This window comes from Pseudidiomarina terrestris, from assembly GCF_030466405.1.
In the GTDB taxonomy this organism is placed as follows: domain Bacteria; phylum Pseudomonadota; class Gammaproteobacteria; order Enterobacterales; family Alteromonadaceae; genus Pseudidiomarina; species Pseudidiomarina terrestris.
Genome location: NZ_JAGGJF010000007.1, coordinates 1 through 21,934, shown reverse-complemented (window position 1 = coordinate 21,934; position 21,934 = coordinate 1). Strand labels below are relative to the sequence as shown.

Annotated in this window: 20 protein-coding genes, 1 tRNA gene and 1 rRNA gene; 6 read left to right on the top strand and 16 right to left on the bottom strand. The window is 52.1% G+C overall.

The genetic code is table 11. The annotated features are described in order from the left end of the window. Positions 1-23 precede the first annotated feature (23 nt). Genes J6J34_RS11910 through serB form a run of 5 tightly spaced genes read right to left on the bottom strand, consistent with a single transcriptional unit; the run spans position 24 to position 4,517 of the window. Positions 24-764, bottom strand: a complete 741-nt coding sequence (locus tag J6J34_RS11910) for an ABC transporter ATP-binding protein (RefSeq protein WP_301899090.1) — start codon at positions 762-764, stop codon at positions 24-26. Further along, entirely contained in the window at positions 761-1,714 is a 954-nt protein-coding gene (locus tag J6J34_RS11905; protein ID WP_301775129.1) for a FecCD family ABC transporter permease, read from the bottom strand. The genes J6J34_RS11910 and J6J34_RS11905 overlap by 4 nt, the downstream gene beginning before the upstream one ends. Beyond that, a complete protein-coding gene (locus J6J34_RS11900; RefSeq protein WP_301899089.1) occupies positions 1,701-2,483 on the bottom strand; it encodes a substrate-binding domain-containing protein in 783 nt (260 codons plus the stop codon). The genes J6J34_RS11905 and J6J34_RS11900 overlap by 14 nt, the downstream gene beginning before the upstream one ends. Continuing rightward, positions 2,483-3,844: a DNA repair protein RadA gene (radA, locus tag J6J34_RS11895; protein ID WP_301722199.1), complete on the bottom strand. Its 1,362-nt coding sequence runs from the start codon at positions 3,842-3,844 to the stop codon at positions 2,483-2,485. Before radA ends, J6J34_RS11900 begins: the two co-directional genes overlap by 1 nt. Position 3,845: 1 nt before the next feature. Then, a complete protein-coding gene (gene serB, locus J6J34_RS11890; protein ID WP_301899088.1) occupies positions 3,846-4,517 on the bottom strand; it encodes a phosphoserine phosphatase SerB in 672 nt (223 codons plus the stop codon). Positions 4,518-4,558: 41 nt separating this feature from the next. Here serB and J6J34_RS11885 point away from each other — a divergent pair, with 41 nt between their 5' ends. Continuing rightward, a complete protein-coding gene (locus J6J34_RS11885) occupies positions 4,559-5,134 on the top strand; it encodes a hypothetical protein (protein WP_301722201.1) in 576 nt (191 codons plus the stop codon). Here the strand turns inward: J6J34_RS11885 and J6J34_RS11880 are convergent. Both J6J34_RS11880 and prfC read right to left on the bottom strand, forming a co-directional pair. After that, the gene (locus tag J6J34_RS11880) at positions 5,094-5,891 is read right to left on the bottom strand and encodes a TatD family hydrolase (RefSeq protein WP_301722202.1); all 798 of its coding nucleotides are present in this window, start codon (positions 5,889-5,891) and stop codon (positions 5,094-5,096) included. The genes J6J34_RS11885 and J6J34_RS11880 overlap by 41 nt on opposite strands. Before the next feature lie 15 nt (positions 5,892-5,906). Further along, a complete protein-coding gene (prfC, locus tag J6J34_RS11875) occupies positions 5,907-7,496 on the bottom strand; it encodes a peptide chain release factor 3 (RefSeq protein WP_301722203.1) in 1,590 nt (529 codons plus the stop codon). 171 nt (positions 7,497-7,667) lie between these two features. Here prfC and J6J34_RS11870 point away from each other — a divergent pair, with 171 nt between their 5' ends. Further along, complete coding sequence (locus J6J34_RS11870; protein ID WP_301899087.1) at positions 7,668-10,130, top strand: S8 family serine peptidase; 2,463 nt, start codon at positions 7,668-7,670, stop codon at positions 10,128-10,130. Between the two features lie 20 nt (positions 10,131-10,150). Here J6J34_RS11870 and deoD read toward each other — a convergent pair whose 3' ends face one another. The 5 genes from deoD to J6J34_RS11845 are packed head-to-tail and all read right to left on the bottom strand — an operon-like array spanning position 10,151 to position 14,647. Next, positions 10,151-10,858 (bottom strand): purine-nucleoside phosphorylase, encoded by a 708-nt coding sequence (gene deoD, locus J6J34_RS11865; RefSeq protein WP_301722205.1) that lies wholly within the window; start codon positions 10,856-10,858, stop codon positions 10,151-10,153. Between the two features lie 16 nt (positions 10,859-10,874). Then, positions 10,875-12,101, bottom strand: a complete 1,227-nt coding sequence (locus J6J34_RS11860) for a phosphopentomutase (protein ID WP_301722206.1) — start codon at positions 12,099-12,101, stop codon at positions 10,875-10,877. A 1-nt stretch (position 12,102) separates the two neighbouring features. Next, positions 12,103-13,443 (bottom strand): thymidine phosphorylase, encoded by a 1,341-nt coding sequence (gene deoA / locus J6J34_RS11855; RefSeq protein ID WP_301899086.1) that lies wholly within the window; start codon positions 13,441-13,443, stop codon positions 12,103-12,105. Continuing rightward, positions 13,443-14,219 carry a deoxyribose-phosphate aldolase gene (gene deoC / locus J6J34_RS11850; RefSeq protein ID WP_301899085.1) on the bottom strand — a complete coding sequence of 259 codons (777 nt, stop codon included), beginning with the start codon at positions 14,217-14,219 and terminating at the stop codon, positions 13,443-13,445. Before deoC ends, deoA begins: the two co-directional genes overlap by 1 nt. Continuing rightward, positions 14,219-14,647: a cytidine deaminase gene (locus tag J6J34_RS11845; RefSeq protein WP_301899084.1), complete on the bottom strand. Its 429-nt coding sequence runs from the start codon at positions 14,645-14,647 to the stop codon at positions 14,219-14,221. The genes deoC and J6J34_RS11845 overlap by 1 nt, the downstream gene beginning before the upstream one ends. Before the next feature lie 179 nt (positions 14,648-14,826). On the opposite strand from J6J34_RS11845, the gene J6J34_RS11840 reads away from it, so the two are divergent. Both J6J34_RS11840 and J6J34_RS11835 read left to right on the top strand, forming a co-directional pair. Then, positions 14,827-15,036 carry a YgaP family membrane protein gene (locus J6J34_RS11840; RefSeq protein WP_301722211.1) on the top strand — a complete coding sequence of 70 codons (210 nt, stop codon included), beginning with the start codon at positions 14,827-14,829 and terminating at the stop codon, positions 15,034-15,036. Positions 15,037-15,052: 16 nt separating this feature from the next. Continuing rightward, positions 15,053-15,364 carry an ArsR/SmtB family transcription factor gene (locus tag J6J34_RS11835; protein ID WP_301722212.1) on the top strand — a complete coding sequence of 104 codons (312 nt, stop codon included), beginning with the start codon at positions 15,053-15,055 and terminating at the stop codon, positions 15,362-15,364. A 6-nt stretch (positions 15,365-15,370) separates the two neighbouring features. On the opposite strand, the gene rimI is transcribed toward J6J34_RS11835, so the two are convergent. The 3 genes from rimI to J6J34_RS11820 all read right to left on the bottom strand — a co-directional run bounded on the left by rimI (position 15,371) and on the right by J6J34_RS11820 (position 16,307). Beyond that, complete coding sequence (gene rimI / locus J6J34_RS11830; RefSeq protein WP_301899083.1) at positions 15,371-15,808, bottom strand: ribosomal protein S18-alanine N-acetyltransferase; 438 nt, start codon at positions 15,806-15,808, stop codon at positions 15,371-15,373. Then, positions 15,801-16,193 carry a hypothetical protein gene (locus J6J34_RS11825; protein WP_301722214.1) on the bottom strand — a complete coding sequence of 131 codons (393 nt, stop codon included), beginning with the start codon at positions 16,191-16,193 and terminating at the stop codon, positions 15,801-15,803. The genes rimI and J6J34_RS11825 overlap by 8 nt, the downstream gene beginning before the upstream one ends. A gap of 37 nt (positions 16,194-16,230) precedes the next feature. Then, a tRNA-Trp gene (locus J6J34_RS11820) sits at positions 16,231-16,307 on the bottom strand. Positions 16,308-16,463: 156 nt separating this feature from the next. On the opposite strand from J6J34_RS11820, the gene J6J34_RS11815 reads away from it, so the two are divergent. Beyond that, entirely contained in the window at positions 16,464-18,239 is a 1,776-nt protein-coding gene (locus J6J34_RS11815) for an autotransporter assembly complex protein TamA (RefSeq protein ID WP_301775110.1), read from the top strand. Then, positions 18,236-21,730 carry a translocation/assembly module TamB domain-containing protein gene (locus tag J6J34_RS11810; RefSeq protein ID WP_301899082.1) on the top strand — a complete coding sequence of 1,165 codons (3,495 nt, stop codon included), beginning with the start codon at positions 18,236-18,238 and terminating at the stop codon, positions 21,728-21,730. The genes J6J34_RS11815 and J6J34_RS11810 overlap by 4 nt, the downstream gene beginning before the upstream one ends. 126 nt (positions 21,731-21,856) lie before the next feature. Here the strand turns inward: J6J34_RS11810 and rrf are convergent. Next, a 5S ribosomal RNA gene (gene rrf / locus J6J34_RS12535) occupies positions 21,857-21,934 on the bottom strand; the annotation flags it as partial.

Below are 21,934 nucleotides of genomic sequence, written 5' to 3'. Positions count from 1 at the left end.
CAGCGTCGATACAGCCGGCCCACCTAAGATAATAAACTGGGTAGCAGCGTCACGCCCTCGTCCGTACATAGCCAGCGCGCTTTAATCTTATAGGCTTGCGCCAGGTTTGCGTCGGTCAAGACCGCGGCCGGTGTTCCCTCAGCTAGAAGGCGCCCCTTATCAATTAACACCAACCGGTCACAATACCGAGCCGCAAGACCTAGATCATGGAGAGCCAATGTCACCAGTTTGCCACGGTCGGCTTGCGCACGCAGTACCGCCATAACTTGGAGTTGATAATAGAGATCCAGACTGGTCGTAGGTTCATCACAAAGCAGCCAGTTATGATCACCTAATAAAGCCCGCGCAATATGCACCCGACGCTGCTCTCCGCCCGAGAGTTTATCCAGGGTGCGCTCCAGCAATGCATGAATCTGCAAAGTCTCAACGACACGATTCAGCTCTTTGCCAGGACAGCTTAAATGCAAATTCACCAGACCGGCCTGCAGGAAGTGGTCCACTCGTATTCCACCCTCAGCAACCGGTGTCTGGGGTAAATAGCCAAGTAGTTGGCGGCGCTCATAAGCACTGATTTGGGAGAGATCACGTTGCTGGTACGTCAGTTGTCCTGCGTCTGGCTCAAGCACACCGCAAAGTAACTGCAACAAGGTGCTTTTTCCGGCGCCATTGGCGCCCAGGATACCGACAAGCTCACCCGGCTGCGCAGCAAAGCTTACCTCCTGCAGCCGGGTTGAATGGCCTAGACGTTCCACTTTCAAAGTCATGCGCGCGCCTGCCTCATCAACAGATACACTAGCCAGGGAGCGCCAATAAAGGCGGCAACAACACCTAACTGTAACTCTACGGTGGTGGGAACCAGCTTCACCACAGCGTCAATAAGAAGTAATAGAGCACCGCCGCCCAGCCCGCTCAACACCATGAGCTGCGGCGGCCTGTTCTCACCGAGCAGGCGAGCAAGATGTGGTGCCAGTAACCCGACAAAGCTGATCACCCCCGCAGTAACAACGGAAGCAGAAATTAATAAGGTTACGCTGGCTAACACCCACCAGGCCGACCAGTTTTGTCGGAAGCCCAGGCTCGCCAACGTCTGCTGGTCGAAGATGTGGGCATTAATAAAGTTGCGTTGCCAGTACAACAACCCAAAAGCAAGCACCATACTTGGTACCAGCAAATATATTTGCTCCCAGCCACGATTTGCAACTGAGCCCAGCAACCACAGGCTCCACTCCAGATAGGCGAAAGGATTGGGGGCAAGATTCAATACCAGCGCCAGCAGCGCTCCACAAAATGATGCTACCGCTACCCCGGCCAGAATTAAGCGCAAACCGCTGGTATGGCCGCCAGCGATCAGCCACAAGGCGATCAAGCTGAGCAAGCCGCCCAGCATGCCAACCACCGGCAGTAATCCGCTCAGCGGCAAGGTCAAGCCCGAGTACAATACCACGACAATGGTCAGTGCACTGCCACCTGCGATCCCGGTAATACCGGGTTCCGCCAGAGGATTTCGAAACATGACCTGAAGCACCGCGCCTGCGGTACCTAAGGCGATTCCGTTGAGCAGCGCCAGTAGCGCGCGCGGTAAGCGGATATCGAATAAGATTGTCGACGCTGCTGCACCGAGGTAATCGTAGCCCCAGCCACTGCTCCCCATCATCATATGCAGCCCTAACAAGGCAACACAGACTATCGCCAATAACAGGCTAACGCGCAGCATCTTGTAGTCCCTCTGCAGGAGCTGGGTTCGCGTCCTGTTGCCGGCTTAACTGTTGCAAATAATCGAGTGCCCGGGTGGCTGCACAACTTGCAACCTGGCCGTCGACCTCAATGACCCGACGCTGAATCAGCCAGTCTTGTAGCCCGTCGTGCCAGAGCCAATCCTGAGCGCGGGCATACTCCGTTGAAAAGCCCTCGAGAATCACAGTGTCAGGCTCACTTTGCAGCACCTGTTCAAGGTTTAAACGCACTAAATCACCGGAGCCTGAAAGCGGCGATAATTGCAGCTGGTGCTGCTGCAGCAGCTGATAAATCCAGCTTTGTCCGCCCCAGGTAAAACCATTGGGCATCAGGATCAACGTGTTTCCCAAACTGCGTAAATCATAGCTTGCCAATGCTGCTTCCTGGCGTGCAAGCCACTGCTCGGCCTGGTACTTCTGCTCCAGCTCTAACCCCAGCTGCAGCACTGCCTCACGCCAGGCGGACCAGTCGGCGACGTAGGGCACGGTCGTCAGCTGCACCCGCTCCTGTAACGCCAGCCGCAGTTGCCGTCCGACAAAGCTGCCGGCAACAACATAATCGGGTTTCAGCGCCACGATCTGCTCCAGCCGGTTGCCATGCTCCGTCGATGGGACCATCTGCCATGCCGGCGCCAGCCACTGCGGCAACCAGTCGTCAAAGCATGGGTTAATACTCACCACGCGTTGCCCGGCGTGCGCCGAGCCGAACCACATGACTGTAACCGCAAATGTTGCCAGCAAAGTTCGCATTAGATGGCTTCTAATGCTTGCTGTAAGTTTTTAACTGCAGTCACCTGCATGCCCGCAATCGCCTCTTTGGGTTTGTTACCAATAGGCACGATGGCACGGGTAAACCCATGCTTGGCGGCTTCGTTGAGTCGCGCCTGGCCATTTTGCACCGGCCGTATTTCTCCAGCCAGCCCCACTTCACCAAAGACAATCAGTTCCCGCGGCAAAGGCTGCTCGCGAAAGCTGGAGACAATAGCAAGAAGCAGCGCTAAATCAGCGCCCGTTTCTGTGACCCGCACGCCACCAACGACGTTGACGAAGACGTCCTGATCGGACATGTGCAGGCCACCATGGCGATGCAGTACCGCCAGTAACATCGCTAACCGGGTGGCTTCAGTACCTACCGCAACGCGCCGTGGATTCGCCAGCTGGCTGGCATCAACAAGAGCTTGCAGCTCAACCAGTAGCGGTCGTGTTCCTTCCCAAATCACCATCACCACGGAGCCGTTGCCATGCTCCTCACCGCGTTGCAAAAAGATCGCGGACGGGTTGCTAACCTCTTTCAGCCCCTGACCCGTCATGGCAAAGACGCCCAGTTCATTGGCCGGACCAAAGCGATTTTTATTGCCGCGTAGGGTTCGAAAGCGTGAGTCGGCAGTTCCTTCAAGTAGAATCGAGGCATCGATACAGTGCTCAAGCACTTTAGGACCGGCCAGAGAGCCGTCTTTGGTCACATGTCCCACCATAATGATGGCAACACCTTTTTGTTTGGCATACCGCGTCAGGTAGGCAGCCGATTCCCGCACCTGTGCGACGCTGCCAGGAGCTGACTGAATATCGGCAAGATGCATCACCTGAATAGAGTCGATGACCATGACTCTGGGCTGTTCCTTGTCAGCCAGATCACAAATGGTCTCCACCGAAGTTTCTGCAAGCATTCGCAAGCGATCGGTCGGCAACCCTAAGCGCTGAGCCCGCAATGCGACTTGCTGCAATGATTCCTCACCGGTGACGTACAGAGTTTGCATCTGCGCCGCCAGCTGGCACATCGTCTGCAACAACAGCGTACTCTTACCGGCACCAGGAGAGCCGCCAATTAAGATCGCCGAACCTGGCACAATACCACCGCCCAGAACCCGGTCAAATTCTTTGTAGGTGCTGCTAAAGCGTGGTAAATCCTGTAAATCGACTTCACCTAAGGTTTGCACTTGCGCCTGCGTTGAACCGGCAAAGCCACGACGCTCGACGCTCACCGTCTTAGCACTGGCTAAGCGAACTTCAGTCAGTGAATTCCATGCTTTACATTCTGTGCATTGGCCCAGCCAACGCACGAAATCCGCGCCACATTCATTGCATACGTATGCTGTTTTTGCCTTTGCCATTCTAATGGGTCTCGCTCGTACGTGATTTCATTGTTTCCAGATAGTTCGCCAGCTGCATCAGGTCAGGCTCCTGGATGCACCAGTCGGCCACCTCTTGCAAGGCTGGCTTTGCGCAATAAGCTATGCCGAGGCCAGCAGCCTGCAACATGGCTTTATCGTTCGCACCGTCGCCAACAGCAATGGTATTACTCATAGGCAGCTGCCAGCGTTGCGCCAGCGTATGCAAATAATCGGCTTTACTCTGACCATCGACAATCGGCTCAGCCACACTACCAGTCAGACAGTGTTGCTGCCATTGCAGCTGATTCGCTTTATGAGCATCAAGCTTGAGCGCTTCAGCCACTTGTCCGCTGAACCAGGTGAAGCCGCCGGAAACCAGTGCCGTGCGCCAGCCTCGCTGCTGGAACCAGGCAATTAAAGCTTGCGCGCCGACGGAAAACGGAATCGGCTCAAGTAATTGCTGTAACTGCCGCTCATGCACCCCTGCCAGTAACTTCACCCGGGCCCGCAAGCTTTCGGCAAAATCAAGCTCACCCCGCATCGCAGCTTCAGTCACTGCACTGACCTGCTGTTTTTTTCCCACTAATGCGGCAAGTTCATCGATACACTCAATCGTGATGAGTGTAGAATCCATATCAAATAAAACGATGCCGGGGGCGTCAATGTCGACCATTTTTGTTGCTCTTCCAGGGTTGCTCAGCGTATAGTTTTGTTATGACAACAGCACAACATGTTATCAATATCATCAAGCTTGTCTATCGTCGCGGCCGCCGCCTGCTTGCCGCAGTGCTGCTCATTGTCTTGATCGAGAACCTCTGGGGGACGATGCAAGAAACGAGTTTGGCGGAGTTGCAGTCACATAGCCAGCAACTTATCGAGCTTACTGCAACTCAAGCTGCAAATGAGGCGCGTTACTGGCTCATCGAAAATGATCAGACCAAACTACAAAATCTGGTCGACAACCTGACCCGGCATCCGTTGATTGATTACAGCGCTGTTTATGATAGCTATGGCCGGCCTATGGTGCGGGCAGAAGCAAGCAGTGTCCCGCAACCCGAGTCGACACACAATGCCTTTGTGCTGGTTGAAGAAGTCCGCGAAGAAAAGCTTGTTCATGGCTATCTGCACATTGGCATCAATCAACCGATGCTGCTCGCTGAACCGCTGTCGGTTCATCAATACCTCAGCTATTACGGTCAGTTCCTGCTGCTGTTTGCGGTCCTGGCCGGTGTACTTATCACACTCACCTTCAACAAGTGGCGTTATCGTCGTCTGCGTCTAAAGGAATAAGCTCACAGCTTGTTTGCCAAAGCTGTCGAGCAATAACGTCTTTATCCTCATCGCGCAGCTCAGCCAGTGACGCTATCACGTCAGCAACATGGCAGGGCTCGTTGCGCTCCCCCTGATAACCGCAGACAGGCATATCCGGAGCGTCGGTTTCAAGCACCAGCGCATCCAGCGGACTGTCTTTTAACGCGGCTCGGGTTTTCTTCGCTCGCGAGTAGGTGATGGTGCCGCCAACACCTAATTTAAAGCCTTTACTAATCCAATCCTGGGCTTGCTCAGGGCTGCCGCTGAACGCGTGCAAAATACCTTTTTGATCCGGTAAGTCATCCAGATAGGGCTTTAAATAGTGCAGTAAATCACTTTGTGACTTACGGTGGTGGAGGATCACGGGGCGCTGGTACTTAACGGCCAGCTCGACCTGCTGCACGAACAGGTCGCACTGCTGGTCCCAGTCGGGACAGGTTCGATCCAGACCAATTTCACCGACCCAATACCCAGCGTGTTCCTGCAACTGCTGCTCGACCCAGTCGAGATCTTCGTTGTTGTGGTCAGCGATAAAGTAGGGATGTAAACCGACGGCATAGAAGAGCTGGACACCGGCCATCGTCTGCGGTCGAACGCGTGGCGTGTCGCGGCAAGTGCCGGGGATAAATATTGAGCGTACGCCCTGCTCATAGGCGCGTTTGACAACCTCTTCGCGGTCTTCGTCAAAGACCTCAAAATCTAAATGACAGTGCGTGTCGAAGAGGTTGTACGCCATAATGTCCTTCGCTGGTTAATGTTCCCGCGTATGGTGGAAGTCGATATCCGGATAACGTTCCGTTGCCAAGTTTAAATTTACCATGGTCGGTGCGATGTAGGTCAGATTATCCCCGCCATCCAGCGCCAGATTAGCCTCAGCCTTACGCCGGAATTCGTCGAGTTTGCGTTCGCTGTCAGAAGTTACCCAGCGTGCCGTTGCCACATTAATATTTTCATACACTGCATCAACGTTGTATTCAGATCTAAGGCGGTGCACAACCACATCGAACTGCAGTACACCTACAGCACCGACGATCAAATCGTTGTTCGACAAAGGTCGGAAAACCTGCACCGCGCCTTCTTCAGAAAGCTGCACTAAGCCTTTCAGGAGCTGTTTCTGTTTCAGCGGATCTTTTAAGCGGATGCGGCGGAACAGTTCCGGCGCAAAATTTGGAATTCCGCTGAACTTAAATTTCTCGCCGCCGGTAAAGGTGTCGCCGATTTGAATCGTACCGTGGTTATGTAAGCCAATGATATCCCCCGGATAAGCCTCTTCAACATGCTCCCGATCTCCGGCAAGAAAGGTTAAAGCATCAGCAATGCGCACATCTTTGCCAAGTCGTACCTGATGCATTTTCATGCCCTTCTCGTACTTGCCTGAGACGATCCGCATAAAGGCCACACGGTCACGGTGACGTGGGTCCATGTTCGCCTGGATCTTAAAGACAAAACCGGAAAACTCCGGACGTGCCGCAGGAACAGCCTCGCCGGTATCGGTTTCCCGCGCCAGCGGCTTCGGCGCCCACTGCACCAGGCCATCAAGCATGTGATCGACACCAAAATTACCTAAGGCTGTACCAAAATAGACAGGCGTCAACTCACCGGCTAAAAACATTTCCAGATCAAAATCATTTGAAGCGCCCTGTACCAGCTCAATTTGCTCACGCAACTCGGCAGCGTATTCGCCGAGGCGTTTATCCAATTCCGGGTTATCCAGACCTTTTATGACTTCTCGTTCCTGGATGCGGTGTCCCTGCCCGGTTTTGTACAAAATGACTTCGTCATCGAGTAAGTGATAGACACCCTTGAAGCCTTTGCCTGAGCCAATCGGCCAGGTGATCGGCGCGCACATGATATTCAGTACGCTTTCAACTTCATCGAGCAGCTCAAGGGGATCGCGAATATCGCGGTCCAGTTTATTCATAAAGGTAATGATGGGCGTATCGCGCAAACGGGTGACTTCCATCAGCTTAATGGTGCGATCCTCGACACCTTTGGCGCCATCAATCACCATCAGACACGAATCCACCGCCGTTAGAGTACGGTAGGTATCCTCGGAAAAGTCTTCGTGACCTGGGGTATCCAGCAGGTTCACCAACGCCTCACGGTAAGGAAACTGCATGACAGAGGTCGTCACGGAGATTCCCCGCTCTTTTTCCATTTCCATCCAATCCGATTTGGCGTGCTGGCCTGATTTCTTGCCCTTTACGGTACCTGCCTTCTGCAGGCGTTGTCCGTGTAGTAAGACTTTTTCGGTAATGGTAGTTTTACCCGCATCCGGATGCGAGATAATGGCAAAGGTTCGGCGTTTAGCCACTTCTTTTGCGATTGCAGATTGCGACATCAATTCTATCCTTCTGAGCTAACCCGCGCATTGTCGCTGATCCAACCCTAAAACTCCAGTCACCACCTTCGTTAACACTTAAAAATGGGGGGATTACCCCTATATTCTTATGCCACTCGAGCATGCCAGTCTGAAGGAGCAAATTTAATCAACCACTACAGGACTATAACCATGCTAAATAAAACGAAACTTTCTAGTCTTACTCTGGCGCTTGCCGTGTCGCTATCGACCAGCGCTGGCATCGCAAAAACCTTCGATCCTGATTTGCGCACTATCATTAATCAGGCGGATGACGCCACTTTACACTCGGTCATTGTTACCTTTGAACAATCCGAAGCCCCCTCAGCAAGTCAGGTTGCGTTTCTCGAGCAACTTGGTCTGAACGGTTTGGTACTCAAAGAGTTACCCATGGCAGGCGTGTTAGCCACCCGTGCGCAAATTGAGACCATCTACCAACGTGAAGATGTTCGTTCGGTATGGCACAACGACCCGCTTTCACTTGAAAACGGCGATGCAACAGCTATCACTGGCGTGCAGAATCTTCGCGCCGACACAAGTTTACGCAACAACGGCATTCCATTTTCTGGGCGCGGCATTGGTGTCGTCATTAACGATTCTGGCGTAGACGGTACGCACGGTGATTTGATGTACCCCCAGCACGTTGTTCAGAATGTCCTTGCGCAGGTTAACCTGAACAGCTTAAGCGGAATGCTACCCATCACCTATCAGGAAAACGTCGCCAATACCGACATCCTTGGCGGTCATGGAACTCATGTCGCCGGCACCGTTGGCGGCAGTGGTAGTATGAGCAACGGCGAGCATACCGGTGTTGCGCCAGGCGCTTCACTGATTGGCTACGGCTCTGGTGCAGGACTATTCATTCTAGATACCCTTGGTGGCTTTGACTACGCCCTGCATAATCAGTTTACCTACAACATCCGCGTGATTTCGAACTCTTTTGGCAACACGGGCGATGTCGGCACTGACTTTAATCCTGACGACCCGACCAATGTCGCCACCAAGAAACTTGCCGATAATGGTGTCATCACCGTATTTTCTGCTGGTAACTCCGGTCCTGGTGAGTCAACCATCACTGGTAACTTCAAAAAAGCACCTTGGGTCATTACCGTCGCTGCCGGCGACAAAAGCGGTAAACTTGCGGACTTTAGTTCGCGCGGTGTCGATGGCAAATCCGGACAGGTGGAAGTAGATGGGGAAACCTATACTTGGGAAGACCGTCCTACCATTACTGCACCTGGGGTTGATATCATCTCCGCGCGCGCATCACTGTCGAGCTTAGGCGGCTTAAGTGCGCAGCAAGACGCTGAAGAGATTCCACCAGAGCAGTTGGCGTACTATACCATTTCAAGTGGTACCTCCATGGCTGCACCTCATGTTTCTGGTGTTGTTGCATTAATACTCGAAGCGAATCCGAACCTGCAATGGCAGCAGGTGAAAAGTATTATTCAGGATACCGCCACAGTCATGCCAGGCCGCGATTCGTGGGAAGCTGGAGCAGGTTATATCAATGCTCATGCCGCGGTAAAAGCAGCAGTCGCCGGATCTGAAAGTTTCGGTGATACCGTCAAACAAAATCGTTCGTTCAATGCCAATGCTGAACTCTCCGAAGGCGATAGTTTCACGCGTACTGTCGAGTACTTTCCAGTCGGTACCACCGCTTCAGAAACCTTCGTTGTCGATGAAAAAGCTACGCTGGTACTTGCCAGTGCGCAAATTGAATCGGGCACCGCCTTTGTGCTTGAAGACCCGCAAGGTAATCAATACGGTTCAGGCATCGGACTTCCTGTGCTTGGTTCCTCAGTAGGTGTATCGGCACCAGCTATGGCGGGTACCTGGAAGGTCTACGCGCGCGGTATTGGTTCAGTCAGCGGTTTATCACTCGATCCATTAGGCGTGACCAACGGTATTGGTCTGCCGGTACCCACCGAAGTTTCCATCCGCACCGTTGAATCAGCAGGTATTGAAGGTATCGATGACACATTTAATCATCCTGCCCGCGCGTTTATCGAACTGGCGATCAATGAGCGTCTGATGGACGCTCGTTCAGGCGGTTTCTCTCCTGATGCGCCGCTGAGCAAGCTTGAATTTGCTGATGCGTTGTCGCTAAGCGGTCTGCTGCGACAGTCGCAGCAAGGCGCAACGCAACACTATGTTGACACCTTCGGCACCAGTGCAGCCTTTGCCAACGCCGCCAGTGCAACCAATGCAGCTTTACTTGGCGGAGCAGATTCCACAGCAGCACTGGTTGAGGCCAACTCAGAACAATGGTTTGGTGCCGGAGACAACGTCTCACGCGTCGAGGTGGCTTTCGCGCTGGTACAAGCATTAGGCCTGGAGGAACTTGCTGCAAGCTTTGATCCAGAGCAACCGATTCAGGTCACTCGCTTCGACCAAATTATCGAGCTTGAAGATAGCTTCACAATCCCTGCCGACAAGCGCGGACATGTTCAACTTGCACTCAATTTAGGCCTCGCCCAAGTCGAGTTAGATGTCGAACAAGGCGCCTTTGATCTGACGCCACAACTAAGCGCGTCGTTTGGTCCACAACAGGTGGTTACGCGTGCGGAGCTGGCTCGTGATTTAAGTCAGTTGTTACAACGTATCGGTAACTAAGACGATGCAGCGCTGGTGGGTCAGCCCACCAGCGCATTTAAAGTAATTTCAATCATTGTCGAGAAACCAGCCTCACGTTCTTGTGGCGTGAGCTGGGTCTGATGGATGAGGTTATCCGAGACAGTCAGTACGGTTAACGCCTGAGCCCGATGACGAGCTGCCGCAGCATATAATCCCGCTGACTCCATCTCAACAGCAAGAATTCCCATCTGCTGCAGCGTCTTTAGTTGCTCAGGTGCAGAGCCATAAAAATGGTCCGTCGAAAAAACTGAGCCTACCGCAACAGGTAATGCCTGAGTATCGACATAGTTAAGGAGCTTTTGCAGTAACCTTGGTGACGCTGCCGAGCTGTAGTCCATTCCGGCAAACTGCCTGCGATTCATGTTTGAGTCGGTACTGGCACTATGGGCGACAATGACATCATTCAGTTTCAACGACTCATGAATCGCGCCACAACTACCGACCCGAACCAGCCGCTTCACCCCGAAAGACTCCATCAACTCAGTACTGTATAGCACACAAGATGGCATCCCCATGCCGGTACCCATAACTGAAATGGGCTGTCCCTTATAGTGTCCGGTAAACCCTAACATATTCCTGACACTGGTAACGCAGGTGACGTCTTCAAGAAAGGTTTCGGCGATGAACTTGGCCCGCAAAGGATCGCCAGGTAATAGACAGGTCGCAGCAAAAGCATCGCTCGGGGCACTGATATGAGGGGTTGTCAAAATGTTCGTCCTTGCCTCAGAATTTATGGGGAAGCATAGAAGTACCATAATCCATAGCGTCAAGCTCGAGCAGCTCAGCAATACTTTGACCTATGTCAGCAAAGGTTTCTCGTTTGCCTAAATTAACAGCAGGTAAGTTCTTACCGTAGATGAGCACCGGAACAAACTCACGGGTATGCTCGGTTCCGTGCCAGGTTGGGTCACAACCATGGTCCGCAGTCAGGATCAGCACATCATCTTCGTCCAGTGCCGCCAGAATCTTCGGCAACAGTGCATCAAAGGTCTCCAGGGCCCGGGCGTAGCCAGCGACATCACGGCGATGGCCATAAAGGGTGTCAAAGTCGACCAGGTTAGTGAAAATAAGGCTACGTTGCGGCGCGCTGCCGAGTACTTCAATGGTCTTGGCAACCAGCGCTTCTAAACCATCAGCTTTGTGTGCTTCAGTGATGCCCTGCTGCGCGAAAATATCCGCTATTTTGCCAATACTGATCACCTGTCCGCCCGCATCTTTTAGCTTGTCGAGAACCGTCGGTGCAGGCGGCGGAACGGCATAATCACGGCGATTCGCTGTGCGGAAGAAGCCTTGCTCAGCATTACCGGCAAAGGGGCGAGCGATGACCCGGCCAATGTTATAGGGTTCGAGTAACTCGCGCACACACTCACACAAGCGGTACAGTCGCTCTAAGCCAAAGGTCTCTTCATGACAGGCGATCTGAAATACGGAGTCCGCTGAGGTATAGACGATAGGTTTGCCAGAAACGCAATGTTCAGCACCCAACTCTTTAATAATTTCCGTTCCTGAGGCATGACAGTTACCAAGATAACCGGGTAACTCCATGTTGCTGACCATACGCTGAAGCAGATCTTGCGGGAATGAGTCCTGTTTTTCGACAAAGTAGCCCCAGTCAAACAGCACTGGAACGCCGGCCATCTCCCAATGCCCTGATGGTGTATCTTTGCCAGACGAGAGCTCCTGTGCCCAGCCGTGGCGGCCCAGGCAATTAGCATCGGGCTCGATGCCATCCGGGTAGCGCCCGGTTGCTCCGTGACTAACTTCGGCCAGTCCCAGGCGAACTAAATTGGGAACGTGGAGAGGCCCACTGCGTCCTTCTTCAGCAGCACCTGCTGCACAAAGCTCAGCGATGTGACCAAAGGTGTCGGCACCTTCATCGTTAAATTTCTCTGCATCATCTGCCGCGCCGACACCAAACGAATCAAGAACCATCACCACTGCACGCGTCATCTCACGAGTCTCCTATGCGTTCATATACTGCTGGCGGCAACTGCTTAACTTTATCTGCAAAAGTGAAGGCCTCACGGACGGTCTCTGCAGCCTCTTCCCAGCTATTCTGATCAGCTGCGTAAATTCTTGCCAACGGGGTCTGCTCATCGACCTCTGTCCCGAGTCCGATAACCTCATCCAGGCCCACACTATAATCGAGTTCATCTTCGCTGCGACGGCGTCCACCACCGAGTGCGACGACCGCCATACCGACCTGACGAGTATCAATATGGCTGACAATATTGCCCGCAGCACGTTGTTCAGGGGTCGCATAGACCGGTGCTGATACTGCCGCTAAAGGCAGGTGAGTCTGGTAATTTTCAAGCATGTCATGCGGCCCGCCCAATGCAGACACCATTTGTGCAAATTTCTCTGCGGCAGCGCCATTGGCGAGTACCGTCTCGACTTTTTTTTCTGCAGCCACTGTGGTTTGTTCAAGGCCGCCTAATAGAAGCATTTCAGCGGCAAGAGCAACCGTTACCTGGTGCAGCTGGGGCGCACGTAGATCGCCTGTTAAGTAGCGAATGGCTTCCCGTACTTCAACAGCATTACCTGCTGAGTGAGAAAGGACCTGATTCATATCGGTGATCAGGGCACTGGTGGCCAGACCCGCGCCCTGCGACACTTGCACCAAACTGTTTGCCAGCTCCTGCGCCGCACTTACGGTGGGCATAATTGCACCGTTGCCAGCTTTGACATCGAGCACCAGTCCATCAAGCCCGGCGGCAAGTTTTTTCGACAAAATAGAGGCCGTGATCAAAGGTATCGACTCTACGGTGGCTGTGACATCACGGGTCGCATAAAAGCGCTTATCCGCTGGAGCCAGGCTACCGGTCTGGCCAATGATCGCTACGCCCACCTCTTGCACCACCTCCCGGAATTTTTGATCACATGGCAATGCCTGGTAATTTGGGATCGCACTCATTTTATCCAAAGTACCGCCAGTGTGCCCCAGGCCGCGACCTGAGATCATTGGCACATAACCACCGCATGCGGCGATAATAGGTCCCAGCATCAAACTGACGACATCGCCGACACCGCCAGTAGAATGCTTGTCCAGTACCGGTCCGTTAAGGCCTGCGTCCTGCCATTGCAGAACCTGACCGGAGTCGCGCATCGCGGTGGTTAAGAACACCCGCTCTGCCATGCTCATGCCCTGAAAAAAAACCGCCATGGCAAACGCCGAGATTTGGCTTTCGGAAATCGACAGGTCGGTTAAGCCACGTACGAAAAACTCAATTTCCGCCTGACTAAGGGCAATGCCATCGCGCTTCTTGCGAATAATTTCTTGCGGTAAAAACATTAATAACTCGTCCCTGATTGATTGCTCGACGTAGTACCATCAAGCATAGACTGCAGGTTCACCAGTAGTCCACTGGCACCAAATCTGAAGGTGGCAGGCGCGAGGAAATCACGCCCGACAATGTCCTCTGCGAGCTGCAAATAACTTTGCGCGTCGGCCGCGGTGCGCACCCCTCCTGCGGCTTTAAATCCGCAATGCCCACCGGTGTCGGCGATGGCCGTTAACATTTCACGCGCAGCTTCCAGAGTGGCGTTGACGGCAACTTTGCCAGTGGACGTTTTTATAAAATCAGCGCCGGCTTCGATGGCCAGCAGACTGGCCGAGCGAATGACACTGGGTTGCTGCAATACACCGGTTTCAAGGATCACCTTTAAAGTAGCCCGCTGGCCACAGCGCGCTTTACAGCTCTGGATTAACTCGCGGGCAAGCTTTTCGTTACCCGCAAGATACTGCTGATAAGGAAACACCACATCGACTTCGTCAGCACCGGCAAACACAGCTCGCTCGGTCTCATCCGCGGCTCGTTCGGCTGCATCATACCCCCCGGGGAAATTGGTCACTGTAGCAATTTTTACGGTCTTTAAGCCTAGCTGCTGACACTGATACCTGGCCCAGACCACGTGTTCTGGATAAACGCAAAGTGCGGCCGGACTTCCATAAGGCGTCTTTGCGCTTTCGCACAGCTTACGAATATCCTCAGGGGTGTCCTGAAGATTTAAAGAGGTTAAATCCATGAGTTGGATTGCCATTTTGGCTGCTGTTGTTAAATCAATCATCAAACTTTGTTCCGATAAGCACCACTGTCAAATTCAAACGCCTCTGGCAGCAGATCAGCAACGCGCCACTGCCGGAATTGCCGTTCACTTGTCGACGAGACCTGCGTATCGCCACTCAGGAACTCTGCTAGCACCTGGCGACAGGCTCCACAAGGCGCATAAGCTTTCTCGCCAGGAGTGTAGATCACCACAGTTTTCATGTCGGAGGCTTGATAACCCTGAGCAAGGGCACTGAAGATCGCTGTACGCTCAGCACAGTTGGATAAACCATAGGAGACGTTCTCTACATTACAGCCGCGGATGACATCACCATTACGCATCATAATAGCAGCGCCCACGGGAAAGTTACTGTAAGGAGCGTAAGCCTTTTCACTGGCTTGCTTTGCATGTTGTCGAAGTACTTCGACCTGTTCGGTTTGCTTAGTCATACTGTTGCATTCTTGTTCTATGGCAGGATAGCTTACTCTTTTGCCCCCTTTAAGCCAAGTCGAGACGCCACCAGCAAAGGAGTGTAATCTGCCATAGCGCACAGAAAAGTGGACAAATCGCAGCGGCCGATATATATTTTAGATCAACCTAAATTAGATTATTCTTAAAAGGATTCCCTATGAGCGTTGAACGTGCATTAACAGCTTTCGCCGGCTTTATGATACTCTTATCGGTCGCTTTAACTGTATGGGTTCACCCAAATTTTGTTTGGTTGACCGTATTTATCGGCGCTAACCTGTTTCAACAATCATTTACAGGTTTTTGCCCTGCAAGTATTGCTTTACGTAAGCTTTTTGATTTAAAAACTGAGCGAGAGCTTGCGAAATAGGAAACAGGACGCATTAATGACAACGCAAACCATTGAAGAAATGCAACAAGATGAAGCGCAAAATGCCGCTACCTTTTTACGTTCCATTGCCAATGAACACCGACTTCAAATTCTTTGCCACCTTGCCAGTGGCGAGCAAAGTGTTGGTGAGCTCAACCGTCATTTCCCGTTAAGTGCGTCGGCGTTTTCCCAACACCTGGCTGTGTTGCGTCAGCAAGAACTGGTTAAGTTTCGTAAAGAGGCGCAAACCATTTATTACTCTATAAAAGACCAGGACACATTGAAATTCATGCAATTACTTAAGACCAAGTTCTGTCCGGATTACTAACGGCGGTCACGCTCCAGATTGCCAGTTCATAAGAATGGCATCCTCGCGACCACCGTTAAGTGGGTAGTAATTTTTTCGCCGTCCTGCAATGGTGAATCCGCTTCGTGCATACAACCCCAGCGCGGTTTGATTCGACGCACGAACCTCTAACCAGAGTATTGCCTGTCTATTGGATACTAGCGTCTGCAGATGCTGAATCAGTCGGCCACCAATGCCCTGTCCCTGAGCATCAGGATGCACCGCGATGTCCATCAAGGTGATTTCGTCATGAACCCTCTGCAGAATATAAAAGCCTCTTAAGCATTCTTCCCCATCGAACCACCCATAAACCTCATAATTCTCAGTGAAGCTATCGCGCAGCATAGACTCTGTCCAGGGATGCACGTGACTTAGCTGCTCGATTGTGAAGAGTTCAGGTTGATAGCAAGTGAGCGGTTTAATCATGAAGGGCCGAAATACGGGTCCATAAGTCACGCTTTTGGGTGGCGCTTAATTCCGCATTCAGGGTCTCTGGAAGATTCAGCTGCAACAGATCCGCACTATGCTCGACTGTCGATGCCGAGACTTCTGTTGGGCGTTGTTCAACAGTGGGTGCGAGCGTCCGGAAAACGTCCTGCAGCCAAGTAGGAAGCTGCACGGGAAGAGGCTCGGTTGATATCAGTAACCAGTTTTTGAGCTTATAGAAATAGGAAGAACTGTTCTTATCTGCAACAGCGGGTGCTGCTTTGGGCTGCCAAACAGGAATATTTAATGCCGCCAGAGCTTCACACTGAGCTTTTGTCCAGAGTGGAAAATCTGCTTCTGATGATGATGTGGATGCTTCGTTCATGAAGACCAGCTTAATCAATTTCGGACAAACTTGGAAGTGGCAGGGGTGGAGGGATTCGAACCCCCAACCGTCGGTTTTGGAGACCGCTGTTCTACCAATTGGAACTACACCCCTGCAATACAGACCCCGAATTATACTGTCCACTTGCAGGCTGGCAAGTCTTTTATCTAACTTTACTAACCGCTTGCGGTTTTTTTCACCGATTTATCTGGATTGCTTTGATATACTCGAACTAATATTAGTTTTAAACATGGATTAAGGTGGGAAAGGATGACGATAGGCCGATTGGGCTGGCTGCTGGTTGTATTGGCCAGTTGCTGGGTCTGGCAACCTTTAGCCGCTCAGCAGTCACAACGAGACTCAACGACTTTAAAGGTGACCTTTGAAGGCGTTGAGGGAGAGCTTGCGAACAACGTTCGCAGCTATCTCGAGTTGCTTCAGTTTAACGGTAAGCAAACACCGGCATCATTCCGGTTGCGTTACCTTGCCCGCCGCGGCGATACCTCTATCCGTCAAGCTTTAGAGCCCTTCGGTTATTATCACTCTGAGGTCAACCACGACATCACCACCGGGCCAGAACAAACTTATGTACGTTATTCTATTGTACTAGGGCCCCCCACGGTGATCGGTGAGATTGATTTCGAGCTCAGCGGCGCCGCAGCGCAAGACCCCGCTTTTCAACGTGTTCGCAATGAGCTCCCGATTACCGAAGGTGAGGTGTTGCAGCACAGTCAGTACGAGCGCAGTAAAAGTTTATTACGCAGCGCCGCCGCCGAACGTGGTTATTATGACGCACGCTTTACCGAGCAAACCCTAAAGGTCGAGCTTAACGAGAAAAGCGCAATCATCACCTTACATTTTGACAGCGGCCCACGTTATCGTTTTGGCGATGTGTCCATTTGCTGTAACCATCTCAACAGCGATTTCTTAATGCGCTACTTTCAGTTTTCCGAAGGCGATAGCTTCCATACTCGTGATTTACTGGATCTGCAGGTTGCTCTGGCTGGCTCTGATTATTTTGAGAATGTTGAAGTCGCCCCGCTCTGGAACGAAGCTACCGACGAGCAAGTCCCGATCTCGGTCAGGGTTACCCCGAATAAGCGTGATCAATATCAAATAGGCCCCGGTTACGGTACCGACACGGGCGCGCGGCTCACACTTGGCTTCAACCGACGTTGGGTGAATGACCGGGGCCACCGCTTGAATAGCATTGTTCGACTCTCGGAAGTACAGAATACCGGCTTCGTGGATTACATTATTCCCGGTGAGAATCCGGCCCGCGATCAGTACAGTATTACCGGTGAGATTCTTGATAAAAGGTACGAAGATATCGACTCCACACTTTACCGCGCGAGTGTCCGTGATAACCGTCACTACGACAATTGGCAACGTACCTTCGAGCTTGGCTATCAACGGGAAGATTTCCGCTTTGGTACTGGTGAACGGCAAACTTCGAACTTTTTAGTTCCCAGCGCTGAGTTCAGCCTGGTTTCCTCTGAAACCGATGCCGACAATCGCAATCTGGTGGATCAAGGCTATCGCGTCAGCGCTCGGCTCCAGGGAGCCAGTAACGCTGTACTTTCAGATGCAACCTTCCTCTCCCTGACACTTAGTGGAAAAGCGGTGTACTCCTTTAATGAGAAATGGCGATTTTTAGCTCGCGGAGAAGTTGGAGCCATTGCAACATCGGACTTCGAGCGACTGTCACCCTCATTACGGTTCTTTGCCGGTGGCGATCATAGCGTCCGTGGCTACGCCTATCAGCAATTAGGCCCGGCCAATGCTGAGGGCGTTATCACCGGGGGCCAGTATCTTGGCGTGGCCAGCGCAGAAGTGGACTACCTGGTTGCACCTAAGTGGAGAATCGCACTGTTCTCCGACTTTGGTAATACGGGCATGGAATGGTCGATGCCCTGGCGTCAGACCATCGGCATTGGCGGCCGCTGGCTATCACCTATTGGTCCGGTTCGCCTGGATATCGCACAAGCGATAGACGAACCGGGGCGCCCCTGGCGTTTGCATTTAACCATAGGACCTGATTTATGAAGTGGCTGAAAGGTCTGGCAATTACCATTGTTGCACTCTTTGTTATTGTGCCGGCTGGCGTGCTTATTCTTGTAGGCACCACACCCGGCTCGCAGTGGACCACCAAACTGGCCCTTAATTATGTGCTTGGAGAAACCGCTACCGAGGTAAGCTACGAACAATTTGAAGGTCGCCTGCTTGATAATTTAACGCTCCGGGGCGTCCGTCTTGAGAACGACGGCATGCTTCTGGAAATAGAATCCATCGATGTAAGCTGGACGCCACTGTCCTTGCTTGATCAACAGCTTATCATCGATGAGTTGCAGCTAGGTGAACTCCGCATCAGCCAAAAGCCCTCGGCAGCAACAGCTACTTCTGCACCGCTTGTATTACCCGATTTACGCTTCCCTATTAGCGTCAAAGTCAACCGGTTAGCTCTGGATAAAGCCTGGCTAATTGCTTCCAACGCCAACGCGCCGCAACTGTTAGTCAGCCAACTCAACGCCCAAGTGCGCTGGTTGAGCGGCGAGCTGACTATCCGAGAGCTAGAGATTGCCCGGGGCGAATCTTTTGTGCGTGGCTCAGCCGCATTAACTACCGCAGAGGATTATCCCCTTTCTATCGATGCCGGGTACCAGTGGAAGTTTAAGCAGGATACTTTTGCCGGCGAGAAGCTTGCTATCGACAGTATTTCCGGCTCGCTAAACGTCAAGGGTGCACTTGACGGTGAACCGCTACAAATTGTGAGTCAGTTTCAGGCTGAAAACACCCCAACTCAGCATATCAGTGCGACAGTATCTGAGCCTCTTAGGGATTTGAATTGGTCCGCCCAGCTGCGCCTGAATAAGCTTCCCATACGAGTAGTCGGTGGCCTGATCGAGGATGCTTCGCCCCAGCTGCATCAGTTTATTAATCCGGGTAGCCAACTGTCGAGTAAGCTTGACATCAGCACTAGCACCATCGAGGTGGATAACCTTAGACTTACGGATATAGGCCCTGATAGCGGCGAGTTAACTCTAAACGGCCAATGGCAACACAATAACTTTTCCAGCGATTATATAAAGAGTGTGTTTAACGTGGACCTGAGCTATCAGGCCCTTTCTTTACAACCACTGCTTAGTAATCTCGAGCAAAATGTACTCACCATTACCAATGGGAATTTGAGCGTCAAGGGCTCTCCGGTTGATTATGAATTTTCTGCCACCAACCAGCTTCTCTATCGTATTCAGGAAGCAGAGCTGCCTGTGCGCCAATTCAGTAGCGAGTTAACGACCATTGGCTCAGGTAGTCTTGAGCATCTCGCGCTAGAAACCATGAAGGTATCCGGCGATGATCTTAACCTGACTGCCGCAGCAGAAGTCCGGTGGAAACCTGAGTTAGCCGTTCGCGTTGACATCGCTGAGGGAGTTGCAACGCTAAGGAACGAAGCACAATCTACTGCCATCGACCTGTCAGGCGGATTGCGGCTAACCAACGATGTGATAAGCGCTGAGCAACTGGTACTGCAACTTGGTGAGTCGCGATTGCAGCTCAACGGTACGACTGCCGGCCCCAATCAAGTGTCAGGTGAGCTGAGTCTAAATTCTTTACAGCAGCTTCCTGGCATGCCAGCGGCAAGCCAGGAATTAAGAGGGCTTGAACTCGAGTTTGCACTGGCTGCTAACGACCAGCTAAATGAATTCGACCTCTTGGTTAAGCGATTATCCGTCGATACCGAAAGCACCAGTAGCTGGTCAACCAATGCGTCATCCAGCTTTCAGCTTAGCCAACAAGACGGGCTTTGGATGTTAGAGTCAGAATCGCTTTGCCTTCAGCATGATAAGGGGGATTTAGGGACTATCTGCAGCGAATTAGGCTCAGCACCGGACAGCTTTTCCGTTCAGGTTACTGGCGAGCAGCTATCCTTACGGCTTATTAATCGGCTCCGTGATCAGGACGTCGCACAAAGGGTTGCGGGGCATGTTGCCCTTAACGCACAAGCTGAATTAGCGCGTGAGAACTTTAAGCTGATCAGTATCAATGCTTCACTGATAAGCAAAGACACGGTGTTCTTCGCATTAGATCAGGAAACAAGTACTGCACTCGAGAGTTGGGAGATTGATGCCAGCGGTGATGCTGACGCTATCGAGGCAAACCTGACAGGTACCTTGAGTGATGAGCAAGGCGGCTTAATCGGCGACTTCATGATTTCTGATCTTTATAATGAACAGAACGTGGAAGGCTCTTTATTATTCCAGTTAGATGACTTGGCCATGCTTGACTGGGTTATTCCTGGCCTACGCTATGAGGGAGGCAAGGCCACGGCATCGTTATCGCTTGGCGGCACACTGACAAGGCCACAGCTTCAGGGAGACATGGAGGTCTACGCGGAAACTGTTGGTTTTGCGCAGACCAATCTGGTCTTCAATCAGGTACGCCTCGCTTTAATCGATAATCCAGAGACTCAGGGTGAACTTGAAATATTAGGTCAGGCGAAGTCGGGTTCTGAAGGCTGGATCTTGCTGGAAGGTGTTGCCATTCCACTGGAGCAAGAGGCTTATTTAGCCATTGAGGGGCGAAACTTTAGAGCCCTGCAATTGCCGACAGCAACTGTCGATATCAGCCCTGATCTTAAAATCCATTTTAAAGACCAGCTGATTGATATCACTGGCACGGTGGATGTGCCCTATGCGCAAATTACCGCGCCTGAATTTGATAACGCGGTAGGCCGCTCAGCTGATGTAGTCGTCACCCGAAATGGTGAACGCGTTTCTACTGCAGCGAGTAATAACGGTGGAATTCGAGTGCAAGCTGCGGTGCGAGTAAACCTTAGCGACAAGGTCAGCGTTAATGCCTATGGTTTCGAAGGCAAACTTGCGGGCAGCCTGGAACTGATGGAGCAACCGCAGCGTCCAATTACTGCGGTGGGCAGTATCAACGTAACCGAGGGTATTTATACTTTATATGGTCAGGAACTCGTCATCGATCGAGGTTCGTTCATCTATAATGGTGGGGATATCAGCAATCCCGGTCTGAACCTCCGGGTGAAACGGGATATTAATAGTGGTGCGACAGCACGAAACGTAAGCGTCGGAGCGCAGGTCGGAGGCACGCTGGTGCAGCCTGATTTCCGTTTATTTTCAACTCCGGCAATGCCTGACACCGAGATCCTATCCTACCTCCTGGTCGGGAGAAGTATGCAATCGGCGACAGCCAGAACAAGCTCAAGCGATTTGGAACTTCAGGCGTTGCTTATGTTGGGAGCCAAAGGTACCGAGGCGCTAGGCAAGTCCGTGCAGGAAACCTTTGGTTTTGATGAGTTCGGCCTGGACTCTGATTCAGCGACACGCGAAACTTCTTTCTATATCGGCAAATACCTTTCGCCTAAATTGTACGTCAAATATGGCATCGGTTTACTGGATACTACCAATACCTTTCTTATCCGCTACCAGCTTACAGAACGGCTGCTCATCGAGAGCATGACCAGTGCCAGCGCCCAAGGTGGTGACATCTTTTACACCCTTGAGAAATAACCAGTAAGTCGTCGAGATGAGATCAAACTCTTGTCTGATACGAGGGCATGATTAGCATTATTAGCTACCAAATGACAGGCATAAAAAAAGCCCCCAGCGTTAGCTGAGGGCTTTTCGATAATTAAAGCCTGGCGGTGTCCTACTCTCACATGGGGAAGCCCCACACTACCATCGGCGCTGAAGCGTTTCACTACTGAGTTCGGA

Excerpts from the sequence above, each read along its gene's own strand:
- serB (WP_301899088.1), bottom strand. The coding sequence starts at position 4,517 with ATGGTCGACATTGACGCCCCCGGCATCGTTTTATTTGATATGGATTCT.
- J6J34_RS11835 (WP_301722212.1), top strand. The coding sequence starts at position 15,053 with ATGACAACGCAAACCATTGAAGAAATGCAACAAGATGAAGCGCAAAAT.
- J6J34_RS11860 (WP_301722206.1), bottom strand. The coding sequence starts at position 12,101 with ATGACGCGTGCAGTGGTGATGGTTCTTGATTCGTTTGGTGTCGGCGCG.
- J6J34_RS11825 (WP_301722214.1), bottom strand. The coding sequence starts at position 16,193 with ATGAACGAAGCATCCACATCATCATCAGAAGCAGATTTTCCACTCTGG.
- J6J34_RS11845 (WP_301899084.1), bottom strand. The coding sequence starts at position 14,647 with ATGACTAAGCAAACCGAACAGGTCGAAGTACTTCGACAACATGCAAAG.
- J6J34_RS11810 (WP_301899082.1), top strand. The coding sequence starts at position 18,236 with ATGAAGTGGCTGAAAGGTCTGGCAATTACCATTGTTGCACTCTTTGTT.
- J6J34_RS11900 (WP_301899089.1), bottom strand. The coding sequence starts at position 2,483 with ATGCGAACTTTGCTGGCAACATTTGCGGTTACAGTCATGTGGTTCGGC.
- J6J34_RS11870 (WP_301899087.1), top strand. The coding sequence starts at position 7,668 with ATGCTAAATAAAACGAAACTTTCTAGTCTTACTCTGGCGCTTGCCGTG.
- radA (WP_301722199.1), bottom strand. The coding sequence starts at position 3,844 with ATGGCAAAGGCAAAAACAGCATACGTATGCAATGAATGTGGCGCGGAT.
- rimI (WP_301899083.1), bottom strand. The coding sequence starts at position 15,808 with ATGATTAAACCGCTCACTTGCTATCAACCTGAACTCTTCACAATCGAG.
- J6J34_RS11840 (WP_301722211.1), top strand. The coding sequence starts at position 14,827 with ATGAGCGTTGAACGTGCATTAACAGCTTTCGCCGGCTTTATGATACTC.
- deoC (WP_301899085.1), bottom strand. The coding sequence starts at position 14,219 with ATGATTGATTTAACAACAGCAGCCAAAATGGCAATCCAACTCATGGAT.
- J6J34_RS11815 (WP_301775110.1), top strand. The coding sequence starts at position 16,464 with ATGACGATAGGCCGATTGGGCTGGCTGCTGGTTGTATTGGCCAGTTGC.
- prfC (WP_301722203.1), bottom strand. The coding sequence starts at position 7,496 with ATGTCGCAATCTGCAATCGCAAAAGAAGTGGCTAAACGCCGAACCTTT.
- J6J34_RS11905 (WP_301775129.1), bottom strand. The coding sequence starts at position 1,714 with ATGCTGCGCGTTAGCCTGTTATTGGCGATAGTCTGTGTTGCCTTGTTA.
- J6J34_RS11910 (WP_301899090.1), bottom strand. The coding sequence starts at position 764 with ATGACTTTGAAAGTGGAACGTCTAGGCCATTCAACCCGGCTGCAGGAG.
- J6J34_RS11880 (WP_301722202.1), bottom strand. The coding sequence starts at position 5,891 with ATGGCGTACAACCTCTTCGACACGCACTGTCATTTAGATTTTGAGGTC.
- deoA (WP_301899086.1), bottom strand. The coding sequence starts at position 13,443 with ATGTTTTTACCGCAAGAAATTATTCGCAAGAAGCGCGATGGCATTGCC.
- J6J34_RS11885 (WP_301722201.1), top strand. The coding sequence starts at position 4,559 with ATGACAACAGCACAACATGTTATCAATATCATCAAGCTTGTCTATCGT.